Origin of the sequence: Pseudomonas sp. AS2.8 (assembly GCF_014190935.1) — a bacterium.
Lineage (GTDB): Bacteria > Pseudomonadota > Gammaproteobacteria > Pseudomonadales > Pseudomonadaceae > Chryseomonas.
On record NZ_JACHVV010000003.1, the window covers coordinates 1 to 17,474 of the forward strand.

Consider the following 17,474-nt stretch of genomic DNA (forward strand, 5'->3'; position numbering starts at 1 on the left):
CCGCCCCAGGTATCGGCACAGACTTTGGTCAGCGCAGCGGTCAGAGTGGTCTTGCCATGGTCGACGTGACCAATGGTGCCCACGTTCAGGTGCGGCTTGTTACGTTCAAACTTTTCTTTAGCCATCGACACTCTCTCCCTTCACGAATTGAGCAAAGCAATGCCGCCATTAAAACAAAGGCAGATATTTTCATATCTGCCTTTTTAAGATGGAGCTCATGAGCGGATTCGAACCGCTGACCTCACCCTTACCAAGGGTGTGCTCTACCAACTGAGCTACATGAGCAAAACATTTGCCAGTCAAACTGGAGCGGGTAGCGGGAATCGAACCCGCATCATCAGCTTGGAAGGCTGAGGTTCTACCACTGAACTATACCCGCAGAGCCTAAGCGCTCTAGCAATCTGGTGGAGGGGGAAGGATTCGAACCTTCGAAGTCTGCGACGTCAGATTTACAGTCTGATCCCTTTGGCCACTCGGGAACCCCTCCAAAGTGAGGCGGCATTTTCTTCATCTGCCCTCCTCTTGTCAAGGATCTTTTTAAAATCTCCTTAACAATCAATGCTTTCGCCTCGCTCACTAGCGTTATCAGCGAAAGCGGGCGCAGTTTATGCAATCGCAGCGAACCACGCAACCCCAAGACGCAAAAAAAGCTTAAAAAACAAAGGCCGCCCTGGTGGCGGCCTTTGCTTGCAGACAACCGCCCCGCTTACAGCTGGGGACCGGCGGCCAGGATGCCTTCGGATACGCCGGAGAACTTCTTGAAGTTCTCGACGAACTTGCCGGCCAGCTCGCGCGCCGCCGCATCATAGGCAGCACCATCCTGCCAGGTGTCGCGCGGATTGAGCAGGACGCTATCCACGCCGGGAACGGCGACCGGGACGTCGAGATTGATGACCGGCACATGGCGGGTCTCGGTACCGATGAGGGCACCGCTCTGGATGGCCGCGATGACCGCACGGGTAGTCGGGATGTTGAAGCGCTTGCCGACACCGTAACCGCCACCGGTCCAGCCGGTGTTGACCAGGTACACCTTGGAGCCGAAGCCCTGGATGCGTTTGATCAGCAGATCGGCGTACTCGGCCGCCGGACGCGGGAAGAAGGGTGCGCCGAAGCAGGTGGAGAAGGTCGACTTGATACCGGGACCAGACCCCATCTCGGTCGAGCCGACCAGGGCGGTGTAGCCGGACAGGAAGTGGTAGGCCGCCTGCTCGTTATTAAGGATGGATACCGGGGGCAGCACGCCGGTGAGGTCGCAGGTCAGGAAGATGACCGCGTTGGGCTCGCCACCCAGGTTGTGCTCGGCGCGCTTGTCGATCAGTTCGCGCGGATAGGCCGCACGGCTGTTCTGGGTCAGGCTGTCGTTGGCATAGTCGGGATGACGGGTCTGGGGATCCAGGACCACGTTCTCCAGGACGGCGCCGAACTGGATAGCCTTCCAGATGACCGGCTCGTTCTTCTCAGACAGGTCGATGCACTTGGCGTAGCAGCCACCTTCCATGTTGAAGACGGTGCCCACGCCCCAGCCGTGCTCGTCGTCACCGATGAGGTAGCGGCTCTGGTCGGCGGACAGGGTGGTCTTGCCGGTACCGGACAGACCGAAGAACAGGGTGACATCGCCCTCCTCGCCCACGTTGGCCGCGCAGTGCATCGGCAGCACGTCCTTTTCCGGCAGCAGGAAGTTCTGCACCGAGAACATGGCCTTCTTCATCTCGCCGGCGTAGCGCATGCCGGCGATCAGCACCTTGCGGGCGGCAAAGTTGATGATGACGGTGCCGTCGGAGTTGGTGCCGTCACGCGCGGGCTCGCAGACGAACTCGGGCGCGTTGATGATCTCCCAGGCCGGCTTGGACTGGGGATTGTATTCGGCCGGATTGATGAACAGGCAGCGGCCGAACAGGTTGTGCCAGGCGGTCTCGGTACGCATGACGACGGGCAGGTAGTGCTCTACGTCAGCGCCTACATGCACGTGGGAGACGAATTGATCACGCTCGTCCAGGTAGGCGCTAACGCGCTCCCACAGCGGCGCGAACTTCTCCTCCGGGAAGGCACGGTTGATCGGCCCCCAGTGGATGGCATCGCGCGTGGAGGCTTCCTCGACGATAAAGCGATCTACCGGCGAACGCCCCGTGCGATGCCCCGTCTTGACGACCAGCGAGCCATTGGCGGCCAGCTCTCCTTCGCCACGTCGCAGGGACTCTTCCACTAACTGCGCGACGCTGATATCGGTATACACGTTGGCTTTCGTCATTTCGTTCCCCATGGCCCTGGGCCGTTCCTCATGCTTGTAGCTCTTACACGGCAGAACTACACGTTGCGGGATTATGCCAGAAAGCCTTCGGGCTTTTGCAACGGCTAGTGCCGGGTATTTCCCGGGGTTTGCGTGCCGCCGCCCGCAAAAATCTGCGCGATATCGGCAGCGTCGAATACCTGCTGTTCATTGCAAAACTGACAATCGACCCGAATTTGTCCGTCCTGTTCATCGAGCAGACTCTCGACGTCCGGCTGGCCCATGCTGATCAGGGCATTGGCCGCGCGGTCACGGGAACAGCTGCAGCTGAAGGCCACCGGTTGCTCGTCGAACAGGCGTACCTTTTCCTCGTGGAACAGGCGATGCAGGATCACCTCGTTGTCGAGGCCCAGCAGTTCTTCGGCGGTGAGGGTATCGGCCAGGGTGACCACGTGCTCCCAGCTATCCTGCCGGGCCTGCGCATCCTTGATCCGCGACGGCGGCAGCTGCTGGAGCAGCAGACCGCGGGCGCGGCGGCCATCGGCGTTCAGCCAGAAGCGGGTGGGCAACTGTTCGGAGGTGGCGAAATAGCCGGACAGGCACTCAGCCAGATTCGCCCCCTCCAGCGGGACGATACCCTGGTAACGCTGACCATGGCGCGGGTCAATGGTGAGGGCCAGGACGCCGTCGGGCATGAGCTCGCTCAAGGAGGCGGATGCGGTGATCTCGGCCTCTTCGTAGCGCGCAATGCCGCGCACCTCGCGCTCACTGGAGCACTCGACCATGAGCAGCGGGATGGGACCGCTGGACCGCGCCTGCAGCACCAGCAATCCTTCGAACTTGAGGGTTCCGCACAGCAGCGCGGCCGCCGCGAGCATCTCGCCCAGCAGCTGGGCCACGGGCTCCGGATAGGCATGCTTGGCGAGGACCTCGACATAGCTGCGATCCAGGGTGGCCAGTTCGCCGCGGACATCGGTTTCGTCGAACAGGAAACGTTGGGTGAAATCGTGGGAAGTCATGAACTACCTATATAAGGAAGGAGGCCGCGAAGCGTGGCGTTCACGGCGCACGCCAGGACCGGCGAACGGACCTGGCCGTTGAGGGGCTCCGGCGAGCCGCGACGAACTCAGTCGTCGAACGGATGGACGTACTCGCGGAACTGATGGATCTGGCGCCGCTGCTTCTTGGTGGGACGGCCATCGGTCTGCATGCCGAGGTTGCCGGCCTTGCGAGCGGCCGCGGCCTGCTCGCGCGCCTTGAGGCTTTCCGGCGTCTCGGTATAGAGCTGCTGAGCTTCGGGCGCACCCCGGCGGTTCTGCGACAGGGCGACGATCACTACCGTCTTTTCTTCATAGCCCTGACGGATGGTGAGGACGTCACCGATGCGCGGCTCCTTGCTGGGCTTGCAGCGCTCGCCTCGGCACTGGATCTTGCCGCCTTCCAGAGCCGCCTTGGCCAGCGCGCGGGTCTTGAAAAAACGTGCCGCCCATAGCCATTTATCGAGGCGCATCCGTTCTTCAGTGTGATCTACTGCATACATCGAATAAAAGGTCCCCTGTTGGGTCTTAGACTCTTCTCAAGAACTCTAAACCATCGGACCGACGCTGCAAGCGCGCCCCTGGAGAGCCATGACCACATTCTTCCCTTCCGACCTGACCGGCCAGACCCGCTGCACGGGGTGCCAGCAGTCGGAACCCCTGGGCTTCGACTTCGACTTCGCCTATCAGCCCATCGTGGATCTGGGCAAAGGCGCGGTCTTCGCCCGGGAAGCGCTGGTGCGCGGACCGGGCGGCGAAGGCGCGCTGTCGGTGCTCAACCAGGTGACCGACAGCAACCGCTATCGTTTCGACCAGCTTTGCCGGACCAAGGCCATTGCCACCGCTGCGGCCCTAGGCATGCAGGAAAGTCTGTCGATCAACTTCCTGCCCAACGCGGTCTACCGCCCGGAACTGTGCATTCGCAGCACCCTGGCCGCTGCCCGCGAGCATCATTTTCCGCTGGAACGGCTGATCTTCGAGACCGTGGAAACCGAGCACGTGGCCAGCAACCACCTGACGCACATCCTGCGTGAGTATCAGCAATTCGGCTTCAAGACCGCCATCGACGACTTCGGTGCCGGTCATTCCGGCCTGACGCTGCTGGCCGAATTCCAGCCGGACCTGGTCAAGCTCGACATGGCGCTCATCCGCGACATCGACCGCGACCAGGTGCGACGGACCATCGTGCGCAACCTGATCGTCATGTGCCGCGAACTGGGCACCCAGGTGATCGCCGAAGGGGTGGAGACCGTGGCCGAGCGCGATTGCCTGCGTGACCTCGGCATCGAGCTGATGCAGGGGTATCTGTTCGCCAAACCCGCTTTCAAGCAGCTCGTTGATCCGCAACATTTAGGCGGAGGCCACTGATTTCAAGGAGCAGCGATGAGCAATTCCGCCGAACCGGTCATTATCGGCCTGAGTGAGTGGGTGGCCTTGCCCGATCTGGGCGTGGTGGGCCTGAGAGCCAAGATCGATACCGGCGCCAGCACCTCGGCGCTGCATGCGACGGAAGTCCAGCCGTTCATGCGCGGCAAGGAACGCTGGGTGAGGTTCACCGTGCACCTGGGGACGCTGGTTCAGTCCCGTCATCGCCATTGCGAAGCCCCTCTGGTAGCGAAAAAGACCATTCGCAGCTCCAACGGCATCGCCCAGACCCGTTATGTCATCCGTACCCTGCTGGCCCTGGGCGAATGCCAGTGGCCGGTGGAATTCACCCTGGCCTGCCGCAAGAGCATGCGCTATCGCATGCTGCTCGGGTCCAAGGCATTGATCGATGGTGGCCTGCTGGTGAATCCGGCCGTCTCCTATGCGCAAGACAAACCCCAGTTGTCCCTATCTCCGGCCTCCGGTGCCCCATGAAAATCGCCGTTCTCTCGCGTAACCCCAATCTGTATTCCACCCGGCGTCTGGTCGAAGCCGGCGTCAGCCGCGGCCATGAGGTGGTCGTGGTCGACACCCTGCGCGCGTACATGAACATCGCCAGCCACAAGCCGCAGATCCATTACCGTGGCAAACCGCTGGAAGGCTTCGATGCGGTCATCCCGCGCATCGGCGCCTCGGTGACCTTCTATGGCTGTGCGGTGCTGCGCCAATTCGAGATGCAGGGCGTCTTTCCGCTCAACGAGAGCGTGGCCATCAGCCGTTCGCGCGACAAGCTGCGCTCCCTGCAGTTGCTCTCGCGCAAGGGCATCGGCCTGCCGGTGACCGGCTTCGCCCACTCGCCGGACGACGTGCCGGACCTGATCCAGATGGTCAACGGCGCCCCGCTGGTGATCAAGGTGCTGGAAGGCACCCAGGGTATCGGCGTGGTGCTGTGCGAGACCGAGAAGGCGGCCGAATCGGTGATCGAGGCCTTCATGGGTCTCAAGCAGAACATCATGGTGCAGGAATACATCCGCGAGGCGGGCGGCGCGGACATCCGCTGCTTCGTGGTCGGCGACAAGGTGATCGCCGCGATGAAGCGCCAGGCGGCGCCCGGGGAATTCCGTTCGAACCTGCATCGCGGCGGCACCGCCAGCCTGATCAAGATCACTCCCGAGGAGCGCATGACCGCCTTGCGCGCGGCCCGGGCCATGGGCCTGAGCGTCGCGGGGGTGGACATCCTCAGATCCAACCACGGCCCGCTGGTGATGGAGGTCAATTCCTCGCCTGGTCTGGAAGGCATCGAGCAGACCACCGGCAAGGACGTGGCCGGGATCATCATCGAATACCTGGAAAAGAACGCTGAGCCGGGGCTGACGCGGACCAAGGGCAAGGGATGACGGAGTCTGGGCGTAGGTTGGGCTTCGCCAGCGCTCAGCCCAACCTACGCCGCGATAACGCTCCCTGTCAGCTGGCGCTACGCGGTAGCAGCAGGCCCAGGGGGAGCAGTACCCGGGCTTCCACCCCGCCACCTTCGCGATTGCGCAGCTCGGCGCTGCCGCCGTGCTGGGCGGCGATGCGCTTGACGATCGCCAGGCCCAGCCCCGAGCCGCTAACGGTGCGGGCGCGATTGCCGCGGGTGAAGGGATTGAAGATGTCCTGCAGGTCCTTGGGATCGATGCCGGGGCCGCGATCCATGACACTTAGGGCAACGTAGGGCGCCGTGGCTGAACCTGCGACCTGCCCGACCACTTCGATACCGCCACCGCCACCATGGCGCAGGGCGTTTTCCACCAGGTTGGTCAGCAGCCGCTTGAAGGAGATGCGTCGCACCGGCAGCGGCGGCAGGACGTCCAGCATCAGTCGTACCCGCTCCGTCTCCTGGTTGTAGGGCGCCACCACCTGGCGGGCCAGTTCGTTGATATTGGTGAGCTCCTGGGGTTCGTCGCGACCGTCACGGACGAAGGCGAGGAACTGATCGAGGATGGCGTTCATGTCCTCGATGTCGCGGATCATGTCCTCCGCCTCTTCGCGTTCGGCCGGCGGCATCAACTCCACCGCCAGACGCAGGCGGGTCAGCGGCGTGCGCAGGTCATGGGAGACCCCGGCCAGCATCAGTTCGCGTTCGCGACCGGCCTGCTCGACGTCTTCGGCCATCTGGTTGAAGGCGTGGTAGACATCCTGGATCTCGCTCGGGGCATCGGTCTCCGGCAGCCGCACACTGCGGCCCTTGCCCAGCTCGCGGGCGGCATTCACCAGACGCCGCAAGGGCTGGTTGAGTTGCCGGACGAAGACCCAGGCGGCGCCGGTGGACAACAGGCCGATGGCGAAAAACCAGCCAAGTACGCTCCAGATGTGCTGCCCGCGCAGGGGATGGGCCATCAGAGGGATCTTGATCCAGTCCGGTCCCAGGCTTGGCGCCAGGACCCACATAGCCGGTCCATGCTGGACCCGCACCCGCACCTCGGTTTCCTCGCCCAGCTCCTGCTTCATCTGGCGCTCGAAGATCTCGCTGTAGGGCCAGTGGTACTCCCCGGCCGGCACGGTCTCGGGTGATTCGTAGCGCAGACCGGCGGCCTGGGCGATGCGCGGGCGCTCGGATTCGGGAGTGGCCCAGTAGGCACGGAGCGTCAGGGCCGCGCCATGACTGTACTGGCGATCGACCAGGACATCCTCGTTGAGCAGCAGGTAGACCAGGGTCAGCGCCTTGGAAAACAGCACCGCGAGCAGGACCATCCACAGCGAGCGTGCGAAGAAACTCTGGGGAAACCAGCCGGGCGCCTTCATCGATCAGGATTTCCGCGCAAAACGGCGCGAAAGCCATCACAACCTCTGGGATTGCAGGGTCCAGATAGGCAACCCGACGCGGACACATTCGGATACATTTGCTCGTCCATTTCTTCCCTTCAACCTGGAGTTCTCTCGTGTCCGACATCTGCCAGACCGGCCTGGACATCGGCTTCGCCTCGCTCAACTACGCGCAGATCGCCTTTCTTGGCGTGGTGCAGGGTATCACCGAGCTGCTTCCCATTTCGTCCACGGCGCACATGCGGGTGGTTCCCGCCCTGCTCGGCTGGCGCGATCCCGGCTCGGCCTTTTCCGCCGCCATGCAGATGGCGGCCCTGGCCGCGGTGATCAGCTACTTCTGGCGCGATGTCAGCGGCGTGACCCGCGGCAGCCTCGCCGCGGTGCGCCAGCGTAACTTCGACAGCCCGGACTTCCTGCTGGCGATGATGATCGTGCTGGCGACCATTCCCATCTGCATCGCCGGCCTGCTGCTGGCGCCCCTGCTCAATGCCTGCGACTCGCCACTGCGGGGCCTCAGCGTCATCGGCTACGCCTGCCTGGCCATGGCCGCCCTGCTGGCCCTGGCGGAGCGGATCTGCCGGCACAACAGAGACATCTCGCAGATGCGTCTGCGCGATGCGCTGATCGTGGGGATCGCCCAGGTGGGTGCATTGATTCCGGGCGTGTCCCGTTCGGGCTCGACCCTGACCGCCGCCATGTTCCTCAATCTGCGGCGCGAGGAAGCCGCGCGCTTCTCCTTCCTGCTCGGCCTGCCGGCCATCGCCCTGGCCGGACTCAAGGAGCTGGTGGTGCTCTGGCACGCGCACATCCCGGCCGAAGCCTGGTCGCTGCTGCTGGTGGGATTGCTGGTGGCGAGCCTGTCGGCCTTCGCGGCGATCTGGGGCCTGATGCGCTTTCTGGAGCGTTTCTCGACCTGGCCCTTCATCATCTATCGCGCGCTGCTGGGGATCTTCCTGCTGGTCGGCGTGCATCAGGGGCTGTTTGCCTGAGCCACTGCCTAGCCGGGGCGCGATGCCCCGGCTACCTGCCCTATTTGCCGGCGCCGTCCGGCACGAAAACGTAGCCCACGCCCCAGACGGTCTGGATATAGCGCGGCTTGGACGGATCGGGTTCGATCATCCGGCGCAGGCGCGAGATCTGCACGTCGATGGAGCGTTCCAGGGCATCCCACTCGCGACCGCGGGCCAGGTTCATCAGCTTGTCGCGGGTCAGCGGCTCGCGGGCGTGGTCGACCAGTGCCTTGAGCACGGCGAATTCGCCGGTGGTGAGCATGTGGGTCTCTTCGCCACGCTTGAGTTCGCGGGTGGCCAGGTGCAGGGCGTAGTCGCCAAAGGTCACCACCTCGTCGGTACCGGCAGGGGCACCGGGTACCACCGGGGCCTGACGGCGCAGCACTGCCTTGATGCGGGCTACCAGCTCCAGCGGGTTGAAGGGCTTGGCCAGGTAGTCGTCGGCGCCCTGGTCGAGGCCCTGGATGCGACTGCCTTCGTCGCCCTTGGCGGTCAGCATGATGATGGGGATGCGGTTGCCGCTCTCGCGCAGTCGGCCGCAGGCGGACAGGCCGTCTTCGCCGGGCATCATCAGGTCCAGCACGACCAGGTTGAAGACCTCGCGGGCCAGCAGGCGGTCCATCTGCTCGGCACTTTCGACCGTGCGTACGCGATAACCCTGCTCGGCCAGAAAACGCTCCAAGAGGCGGCGCAGCCGGGCGTCGTCGTCGACGACCAGGATCTTTTCACCTTCCGGGGCAACGGGGGTGCTCATAATATCTCCTTGTGATCTAGCACTGGATTATGCCGTAGGCCATCCGACCGCGGCATTGGGCCATTGTTAGCAGATTTTGCCCGCGCTGGGGCGGCGGCGCTGGCACGGGAGGCGGGGCTCCGGCGGGCTCGGGTATACTGCGGCCCGCTTTTTCTCGTGCAAGCCAGGTAGCCCGATGGATATCAATAGCCGCATCGCCGAAGAGCTCGGCGCCCGCCCGCAACAGGTCGCCGCCGCCGTGGCCCTGCTCGACGAAGGGTCGACCGTGCCCTTCATCGCCCGTTACCGCAAGGAAGTCACCGGCAGCCTGGACGACACCCAGCTGCGTCATCTCGAAGAGCGGCTGCGCTATCTGCGCGAGCTGGAAGAGCGCCGCGGCGCGGTGCTGGCCGCCATCGAGGAGCAGGGCAAGCTGACCCCCGAGCTGGCCCGCGAGATCAATCTGGCCGACACCAAGACGCGCCTGGAAGACCTCTACCTGCCCTACAAGCAGAAGCGCCGCACTAAGGGCCAGATCGCCCTGGAAGCCGGTCTCGGCCCGCTGGCCGACGCCCTGCTGCAGGATCCGACCCTGACCCCGGAGACCGAGGCGGCCGCCTATGTCGATGCGGACAAGGGCGTGGCGGACACCAAGGCCGCCCTGGAAGGCGCCAAGTACATCCTCATGGAACGCTTCGCCGAGGACGCCAACCTGCTGGCGCGGCTGCGCGGCGTCCTGCAGCAGGACGCCATCCTCAGCGCGCGCCTGGTGCCGGGCAAGGAGACCGAAGGCGCCAAGTTCAGCGACTACTTCGAGCATGACGAAGCCTTCAAGGCGGTGCCGTCGCACCGCGCCCTGGCGATCTTCCGTGGCCGCAACGAAGGCATCCTCAGTGCCGCGCTCAAGCTGGGCGAAGAAGGCCCGGGCATCGCCCATCCCTGCGAAGGCCTGATCGCCGCGCACTTCGGCCTGAAGAACCAGGGCCGCGCCGCGGACAGGTGGCTGGCCGAGGTGGTGCGCTGGACCTGGAAGGTCAAGCTCTATACCTCCCTGGAAACCGACCTGCTCGGCGAGTTGCGCGAAAAGGCCGAGGAAGAGGCCATCGCGGTCTTCGCCCGCAACCTGCACGACCTGCTGCTCGCCGCGCCGGCCGGGCCGCGCACCACCCTGGCGCTGGACCCGGGTCTGCGCACCGGCTGCAAGGTCGCCGTGGTGGATGCCACCGGCAAGCTGCTGGCCACCGACACCGTCTATCCCCATGCGCCGCGCAATCAGTGGGACCAGACCCTGGCCACCCTTGGCGTGCTCTGCACCAAGCATGGCGTGGACCTGATCGCCATCGGCAACGGCACCGCCAGCCGCGAGAGCGACAAGCTGGCCGGCGAGCTGATCAGCAAGTACCCGGGCCTGGGCCTGACCAAGGTGATGGTCAGCGAAGCCGGCGCCTCGGTGTATTCCGCCTCGGAACTGGCCGCCCGGGAATTCCCCGACCTGGACGTCTCCCTGCGTGGCGCCGTGTCCATCGCGCGCCGCCTGCAGGATCCGCTGGCCGAGCTGGTGAAGATCGAGCCCAAGTCCATCGGGGTCGGCCAGTACCAGCACGACGTCTCCCAGCTCAAGCTGGCGCGCAGCCTGGACGCCGTGGTGGAAGACTGCGTGAACGCCGTGGGCGTGGACGTGAACACCGCTTCCGCTGCCCTGCTGGCGCGGATCTCCGGTCTCAACGCCACCCTGGCGCAGAACATCGTGCAGTTCCGCGACGCCAATGGCGCCTTCGCCACCCGCGAGGCACTGAAGAAGGTGCCGCGTCTGGGCGAGAAGACCTTCGAGCAGGCCGCCGGCTTCCTGCGCGTCATGAGCGGCGCCAATCCGCTGGACGCCTCGGCGGTGCACCCGGAGACCTATCCGCTGGTGCAGCGCATCGCCGCCGACACCGGCCGCGACATCCGCTCGCTGATCGGCGATTCGGCCTTTCTCAAACGCCTGGATCCGAAGAAATTCACCGACGAGAGCTTCGGCCTGCCGACGGTGACCGACATCCTCCAGGAACTGGACAAGCCTGGTCGCGACCCGCGTCCGGAATTCAAGACCGCGGTGTTCCAGGACGGCGTGGAGAAGCTCTCCGACCTCAAGCCCGGCATGGTGCTGGAGGGCGTCATCACCAACGTCACCAACTTCGGCGCCTTCGTCGACATCGGCGTGCACCAGGACGGCCTGGTGCACATCAGCGCCCTGTCGGAGAAATTCGTCAAGGACCCCTATGAGGTGGTCAAGGCGGGTGACATCGTCAAGGTCAAGGTGATGGAGGTGGACGTGCCGCGCAATCGCGTGGGCCTGTCCATGCGCATGGGCGACACCCCCGGCGAGAAGGTCGACGGCAAGCCCGGCGGCCAGGCCCGCGGAAACGGTGGCAAGCCCCGCGCCGACAAGGGCGCCCCGCGCCAGAATCAACCGGCTCCGGCCAACCAGGCCATGGCGTCCTTGTTCGCCAACGCCAAGCAACTGAGGAAATGAGCATGAGCGGTTCTCTCGCAGGCAAGGACAGCGCCTTCAGCACCCTGCTGGGCATGACCATCCACAAGGCCGAGGGTGGCGAGTCCGAGGTGCGCATGAGCGTGCAGGACAGCCTCATCAACCTGCACGGCAAGCTGCACGGCGGCGCCATCTTCTCGCTGATCGACACCGCCCTGGGCCAGGCCAGCCACAGCCTGTTCGACGGCCAGGCCGGCAGCGTGACCCTGGAGTGCAAGGTCAACTACGTGCGTGGCGTCAGCGACGGCGAACTGGTCTGCCGCGCCCGGGTGATCCACCCGGGTCGCAAGACCCATGTGCTGGAAGCCCAGGTGCATCAGGGCGACAAGCTGATCGCCCTGGCCCAGGCGACCTTCGCCTGCCTGTGACCGGCCCGGCCGGGTGACGGCGAAGCGGCGCATATCGCCCTTTGCCGTCGCCTGAGCTACGCTGGGAGCCAACTGAGCGGGTTGCGGTCTGAGGCTTGAACCCGGACCGCAGCAGTGACTGCTGCCCCCGCGTCGGCCCTGGCCGGCAACCCTCATTTCAGTCGGTTTCTTCTACCCTGCCCGGGGCGAGTACCGCCAAAGGAAGTCAACTTGAGCGATATCCTGTCCCGCCGCCTGGCCCTGCTCGGCGCTGATCCCTCCCTCCTGACCGAATGCCTGCACGGCATCGAGCGCGAGACCCTGCGGGTGGACGCCCGTGGCGAGTTGTCCCGGCGTCCCCATCCCCAGGCGCTGGGTTCGGCCCTGACCCATCCGCAGATCACCACGGACTACTCCGAGGCGCTGCTGGAATTCATCACCCCCACCGGCACCCGCACGCCCGAGGTGCTGGACGCCCTGGATCGGGTGCACCGCGCCGCGGTCGCCGAACTCGACGGCGAGCGCCTCTGGAGCGGCTCCATGCCCTGCGCGCTGCCGGCCGAGGACGAGATCCCCATCGCCGACTATGGCAGCTCCAACATCGGCCGGCTCAAGCACGTCTATCGCCGCGGCCTGGCCCTGCGCTACAGCCGCACCATGCAGTGCATCGCCGGCATCCACTACAACTTCTCGTTGCCGGAAGCGGCCTGGGAACGCCTGCGCCAGCAGGAAGGTGACGCCCGCGATGCCCGCGACTACCAGTCGGCGCGCTACATCGCCCTGATCCGCAATTTCCGTCGCTACAGCTGGCTGCTGATGTACCTGTTCGGCGCCTCGCCGGCGCTGGACGCGGGCTTTCTGCGGGGTCGGCCACATCGGTTGCAGACCCTCGACGAGCGGACCCTGTACCTGCCCCATGCCACCAGCCTGCGCATGAGCGACCTGGGTTACCAGAGCAACGCCCAGGCCAGCCTGACGCCGGACTACAACGACCTGACCACCTACACCGAGAGCCTGAGACGCGCGGTGGGCACGCCCTACCCGCCCTATGCGGAGATCGGCACGCACCAGAACGGCGAGTGGGTACAGCTCAACACCAACATCCTGCAGATCGAGAACGAGTACTACGCCACCATCCGCCCGAAGCGCGTCACCCGTAGCGGCGAGCGGCCGGTACAGGCACTGATGGCGCGTGGCGTGCAGTACATCGAGGTGCGCTGCCTGGACATCGACCCCTTCCTGCCGCTGGGCATCGATACCACCGCCGCGCTGTTCCTCGACGCCTTCCTGCTCTATTGCGCCCTGGAAGGCAGCCCGCCGCTCAATGGCGAGTGCAGCGAATGCACCGACAACTTCGCCAGCGTGGTGCGCGAAGGCCGCAAGCCGGGTCTGCGCCTGCAGCGCCATGGCGCCTCGGTGACCATGATCGACTGGGCGGCGGAGATGCTCGACCAGATCGAGCGCTGCGCCGAGACCCTGGACGCCAGCCTGGGCGGCGACGCCCATCGCCAGGCGGTGGCGGTGCAACGGCAGAAGGTCGCCGATGTCCGCCTCACCCCCTCGGCGCGGGTGCTGCAGGAGTTGCGCGAGCGTGGCGAGAGCTTCGCCGAATTCGGCCTGCGCCAGAGCGAGGCCCACGCGGCCTATTTCGCCAGCCACCCGCTGAACGATGGCGAGCGCGAAGGTTATGCGCAGATGGCGCGCCAGTCGCTGGACGAGCAGGCGGAGATCGAGGCGGCACCCCAGGGGGATTTCGATACCTTCGTGGCGGCGTATCAGGCAAGTATTCTGGCGACGATCGGGGTGTAGATGCGTAGGTTGGGTTGAGACGGCTCCATCGTCGAAGCCCAACGTTGTGATGCCAAAGAGCCAAAGAGCTTGTTGGTGCCCTAGCTGATTATCGTGTTCTGCTGGTGGATCTTGTTTCGCCCACCCGGGCGACTCACTTTTTTCAAACGCGAAAAAAGTAAGCAAAAACGCTTGCCTCACGTTTCGGCCCTCCGCTGCGCTGCGGGTCCCCTCGCTCCGGCGCCGCTCCGGGGGCACGGCACGAAGGGGCCTCCTGCCCCTCGCGCCTTGCTCGGCGTCCTGCCTCGCATCCCCCTCCGCGACACCTGCCCTCGGCCTCACTGACGGGCGGGGCGCCAGCCTGAGGCTTGGGTGTTCACAGGTTGTAGCGTGGAAAACCGCGCAGCGTTTTCCACTGGCAGGTACCGACGCTATCAGTGGACAAGGCTTCGCCGCTGTCCACGCTACGGACGGTTATGGCTTTTCAACCAACACTTTCAGGCTAGCGAATCGCCCCGTTCAGGAGGGCGAACGCCAGTGTCGTGGAGTGGTTCGAGCCGCATGGATGCGGCGAGAGGCCTAACGGGCCAGGGACGGCCCGTGTAGGCCGACCCCGAAGCGGCGCTGGCGTGAGCGGACCCGCAGCGAAGCGTAGGGCCGGATGGTCGCGGCAAGCGTTTTTGGTTACTTTTGTCCGGGGCGCGCAGCCGCGACTGGCAAAAGTGACTCGCCCGAGGGGGCGAAACAAAAACCATCCGAAAGCTCGGTAATCAGCCAGACGCCAGCCATAACGTTGGGCTTCGACGATAGAGCCGTCTCAGCCCAACCTACGTCAGTTGCCCCCTACAACCCCTTCTCGAAGATCTTCGAATTGCGCTGGAAGTTGTACAGCGACGCCCGTGCTGCCGGCAGTCGTTCCACGCCGCTCGGTTCGAAGCCGCGTTCGCGGAACCAGTGGGCGGTCTTGGTGGTGAGCACGAACAGGGTGCTCAGGCCGCGCTCGCGGGCACGTTGCTCGATGCGCGCCAGCAGGGCGTCGCCGCGGCCGCCGTGGCGGTAGTCGGGATTGACCGCGAGGCACGCCAGCTCGCCCGCCGCCGAGTCGGCGATGGGATAGAGCGCCGCGCAGGCGATGATCAGGCCTTCGCGTTCGACGATGCTGAATTGCTCGATCTCGCGCTCCAGCACCTCGCGGGAACGGCGCACCAGGATGCCCTGCTCTTCCAGCGGGCGGATCAGCTCCATCAGGCCGCCGACGTCGGCGATGGTCGCCTCGCGCAGGGTCTCGAAGGGTTCCTGGGCCACCAGGGTGCCGCTGCCGGCGCGGGTGAAGAGTTCGGTGAGCAGGGCGCCGTCCTCGGCGTAGCCGACGATGTGGCAGCGGCGTACGCCGCCGCGGGTGGCCTGGGCGGCGGCGTCGAGCAGTTCGGCCTGGTAGGAGCTGCCCAGGCGCGCCAGGTGGGTGGGGATCTGCTGCGGGCCGATCTCGCGGATCAGGGCGCCGTGTTCGTCCAGCAGGCCCGGCTCGGCACCGTAGAGCACCAGCTTGTCGGCGCCCAGGTCGATGGCGGCGCGCATGGCGACGTCTTCGCAGGCCAGGTTGAAAGTCTCGCCGGTGGGGGAATAGCCCAGTGGCGAGAGCAGCACGATGGTGCGCTCGTCGAGCAGGCGGCCGATGCCGCGGCGGTCGATGCGGCGGACTTCGCCGGTGTGGTGGAAGTCGACGCCGTCCTGCACCCCGACCGGGCGCGCGGTGACCAGGTTGCCGCTGGCGACCCTCAGCCGCGAGCCCTGCATGGGCGAGGCGGCCATGTCCATGGACAGGCGCGCCTCGATGGCGCTGCGCAGGCTGCCGACGGCGTCGATCACCGCTTCCAGGGTCGGACCGTCGGTGATGCGCAGGTCGTTGTAGAAGCGTGGCTCGATGCCGCGGGCGGCCAGGCGCGATTCGATCTGCGGACGGGAGCCGTGCACCAGTACCAGGCGCACGCCCAGGCTGTGCAGCAGCACCAGGTCGTGGACGATGTTGCCGAAGTTGGGATGGGCGACGCCGTCACCGGGCAGCATGACGACGAAGGTGGCGTCGCGGTGGGCATTGATATAGGGCGAGGCGTGGCGGAGCCAGTTGACGTAATCGTGCATCGAGACGAAGACCCTTGGAGGATAGGCGGGAGGGTGAACGAGGGCAGGCAGGGCGTTCAGCGTCGTCGCAGCACGGGGGTTCCTCGACAGGGGGCGGATGGGCAGACAGCCTCAGTAGACCGCCTGGAGTTTACAAAAAGTCACGCCGGACGCGCGGGTCTGTTCATCGGACCGCGGCGGCCTCGCCCAGGCAGTAGTGGCCGATCAGCTGCTGCAGCAGCTTGACGGTAGGCGCGATCCGCGCCAGCGCCAGGTGCTCCTCGGGCTGGTGCGCGCAGCTGATGTCGCCCGGGCCGAGTACCAGCACCTCCTGGGTGATCGCCTGCAGATAGGGCGCCTCGGTAGCGAAGGCCACGGCGTCGGCGCTATGGCCGGTCAGGCGCTCGGCCAGGCGCACCAGTTCGGCCTCGGCCGGCTGCTCGAAGGGCGGCACGGCGGGAAACAGCGGCTGGTAGTCGATCCGCACGCCGAAGCGTTCAGCGACCGGCAGCAGCCGTCCGCGGATGGCCTGGCGCAGGGCTTCGGGCTGCATGCCCGGCAGCGGGCGCAGGTCGAATTCCAGGGCGCACTGGCCGCAGATGCGGTTGGGGTTGTCGCCGCCATGGATGCAGCCCAGGTTGAGCGTCGGCTGGGGCACCAGGAACAGCGGATTGCGGTATTCGCGCTGCCACTGGGCGCGCAGGTCGAGCAGTTCGCCCATCACCGCCTGCATGGCGTCCAGGGCGCTGTGGCCCAGGCTCGGATCGGAGGAATGGCCGCTCTGGCCGAGGATGTCGATGCGCTCCATGAGGATGCCCTTGTGCAGGCGGATCGGCCGCAGTCCGGTCGGTTCGCCGATCACCGCGGCGCGGCCCAGGGGGCGGCCGGCTTCGGCCAGCACCCGGGCGCCATCCATGGAAGATTCCTCGTCGCAGGTGGCGAGCACGATCAGCGGCTGGCGCAACTGCCGCGGATCCAGTTCGCGCACCGCCTCGAGGATCAGCGCGAAGAAGCCCTTCATGTCGCAACTGCCCAGGCCGTACCAGCGATCGTCGGCTTCGCGCAGACGCAGCGGATCGGCCTGCCAGAGCGCGGCGTCATAGGGCACGGTATCGGTATGGCCGGCCAGCACCAGGCCGCCCGGCCCGCTGCCCAGGGTGGCGATCAGGTTGAACTTGCCCGGCGTCACCTCCTGGGTCTCGCAGGCGAAGCCCAGGGCGCCGAACCAGTCGCTCAGGCGGGCGATGACGCCGGCGTTGGACTGGTCCAGCGCCGGCTGGGTGCAGCTCACCGAGCTTTCGGCGATGAGGGTGGAGAACAGAGCTTTCAGCGCGGGCAGGGTCATGCGGGGTCTCCTGGTCACGCCTCCATCATGGCGCCATCCGCCGCGCGATGAAACCTTCATGCGCCAGGGGGGCGGGACGGGCTAAACTAGCGCCCACGTTCTCGCCGTCCGTCGTCATGACGCGCTCGGCACGGAGCCGGACCGTTCTCTTCCGGCGCCAGGA

Annotated in this window: 15 protein-coding genes and 3 tRNA genes; 7 read left to right on the forward strand and 11 right to left on the reverse strand. The window is 65.7% G+C overall.

The window, feature by feature from the left end:
* From FHR73_RS12450 to FHR73_RS12480, 7 genes are all read right to left on the reverse strand, one after another.
* Positions 1–125: GTP-binding protein (locus tag FHR73_RS12450; RefSeq protein WP_260175716.1), on the reverse strand; the 125-nt coding region annotated here is incomplete at its 3' end.
* 84 nt (positions 126–209) lie between these two features.
* Positions 210–285, reverse strand: a tRNA-Thr gene (locus tag FHR73_RS12455).
* Positions 286–305: 20 nt separating this feature from the next.
* A tRNA-Gly gene (locus FHR73_RS12460) sits at positions 306–379 on the reverse strand.
* A 23-nt stretch (positions 380–402) separates the two neighbouring features.
* Positions 403–487 (reverse strand) — tRNA-Tyr (locus FHR73_RS12465).
* A gap of 219 nt (positions 488–706) precedes the next feature.
* Positions 707–2,248 carry a phosphoenolpyruvate carboxykinase gene (locus FHR73_RS12470; RefSeq protein ID WP_133860551.1) on the reverse strand — a complete coding sequence of 514 codons (1,542 nt, stop codon included), beginning with the start codon at positions 2,246–2,248 and terminating at the stop codon, positions 707–709.
* Between the two features lie 104 nt (positions 2,249–2,352).
* Positions 2,353–3,246, reverse strand: a complete 894-nt coding sequence (gene hslO / locus FHR73_RS12475; protein WP_183631591.1) for an Hsp33 family molecular chaperone HslO — start codon at positions 3,244–3,246, stop codon at positions 2,353–2,355.
* A 107-nt stretch (positions 3,247–3,353) separates the two neighbouring features.
* The gene (locus FHR73_RS12480) at positions 3,354–3,737 is read right to left on the reverse strand and encodes an RNA-binding S4 domain-containing protein (protein WP_183631593.1); all 384 of its coding nucleotides are present in this window, start codon (positions 3,735–3,737) and stop codon (positions 3,354–3,356) included.
* A 118-nt stretch (positions 3,738–3,855) separates the two neighbouring features.
* Between FHR73_RS12480 and FHR73_RS12485 the strand changes: the two genes are divergently transcribed.
* Genes FHR73_RS12485 through rimK form a run of 3 tightly spaced genes read left to right on the forward strand, consistent with a single transcriptional unit; the run spans position 3,856 to position 6,026 of the window.
* Positions 3,856–4,632: an EAL domain-containing protein gene (locus FHR73_RS12485; RefSeq protein WP_183631595.1), complete on the forward strand. Its 777-nt coding sequence runs from the start codon at positions 3,856–3,858 to the stop codon at positions 4,630–4,632.
* 15 nt (positions 4,633–4,647) lie between these two features.
* Positions 4,648–5,124 carry an ATP-dependent zinc protease gene (locus FHR73_RS12490; protein WP_145151788.1) on the forward strand — a complete coding sequence of 159 codons (477 nt, stop codon included), beginning with the start codon at positions 4,648–4,650 and terminating at the stop codon, positions 5,122–5,124.
* Complete coding sequence (gene rimK / locus FHR73_RS12495; RefSeq protein WP_027598254.1) at positions 5,121–6,026, forward strand: 30S ribosomal protein S6--L-glutamate ligase; 906 nt, start codon at positions 5,121–5,123, stop codon at positions 6,024–6,026. Before FHR73_RS12490 ends, rimK begins: the two co-directional genes overlap by 4 nt.
* A gap of 67 nt (positions 6,027–6,093) precedes the next feature.
* Here the strand turns inward: rimK and FHR73_RS12500 are convergent, their stop codons facing one another.
* The gene (locus FHR73_RS12500) at positions 6,094–7,413 is read right to left on the reverse strand and encodes an ATP-binding protein (protein ID WP_183631597.1); all 1,320 of its coding nucleotides are present in this window, start codon (positions 7,411–7,413) and stop codon (positions 6,094–6,096) included.
* 137 nt (positions 7,414–7,550) lie between these two features.
* Here FHR73_RS12500 and FHR73_RS12505 point away from each other — a divergent pair, with 137 nt between their 5' ends.
* A complete protein-coding gene (locus FHR73_RS12505; RefSeq protein ID WP_183631599.1) occupies positions 7,551–8,423 on the forward strand; it encodes an undecaprenyl-diphosphate phosphatase in 873 nt (290 codons plus the stop codon).
* Positions 8,424–8,463: 40 nt separating this feature from the next.
* Here the strand turns inward: FHR73_RS12505 and ompR are convergent, their stop codons facing one another.
* Positions 8,464–9,198 carry a two-component system response regulator OmpR gene (gene ompR / locus FHR73_RS12510; protein WP_027598251.1) on the reverse strand — a complete coding sequence of 245 codons (735 nt, stop codon included), beginning with the start codon at positions 9,196–9,198 and terminating at the stop codon, positions 8,464–8,466.
* A gap of 175 nt (positions 9,199–9,373) precedes the next feature.
* Here ompR and FHR73_RS12515 point away from each other — a divergent pair, with 175 nt between their 5' ends.
* The 3 genes from FHR73_RS12515 (at position 9,374) to gshA (ending at position 13,866) form a co-directional block, all read left to right on the forward strand.
* Entirely contained in the window at positions 9,374–11,692 is a 2,319-nt protein-coding gene (locus FHR73_RS12515) for a Tex family protein (protein ID WP_183631601.1), read from the forward strand.
* Positions 11,689–12,078, forward strand: coding sequence for a PaaI family thioesterase (locus FHR73_RS12520; protein WP_409258681.1), 390 nt, complete (start codon positions 11,689–11,691; stop codon positions 12,076–12,078). The genes FHR73_RS12515 and FHR73_RS12520 overlap by 4 nt, the downstream gene beginning before the upstream one ends.
* A gap of 210 nt (positions 12,079–12,288) precedes the next feature.
* The gene (gshA, locus tag FHR73_RS12525) at positions 12,289–13,866 is read left to right on the forward strand and encodes a glutamate--cysteine ligase (protein WP_183631605.1); all 1,578 of its coding nucleotides are present in this window, start codon (positions 12,289–12,291) and stop codon (positions 13,864–13,866) included.
* A gap of 822 nt (positions 13,867–14,688) precedes the next feature.
* On the opposite strand, the gene argA is transcribed toward gshA, so the two are convergent.
* Positions 14,689–15,987: an amino-acid N-acetyltransferase gene (argA, locus tag FHR73_RS12530; RefSeq protein ID WP_183631607.1), complete on the reverse strand. Its 1,299-nt coding sequence runs from the start codon at positions 15,985–15,987 to the stop codon at positions 14,689–14,691.
* Between the two features lie 163 nt (positions 15,988–16,150).
* On the reverse strand, positions 16,151–17,311 hold the full coding sequence (gene argE / locus FHR73_RS12535; RefSeq protein ID WP_183631609.1) for an acetylornithine deacetylase: 1,161 nt from the start codon (positions 17,309–17,311) through the stop codon (positions 16,151–16,153).
* Positions 17,312–17,474 lie beyond the last annotated feature (163 nt).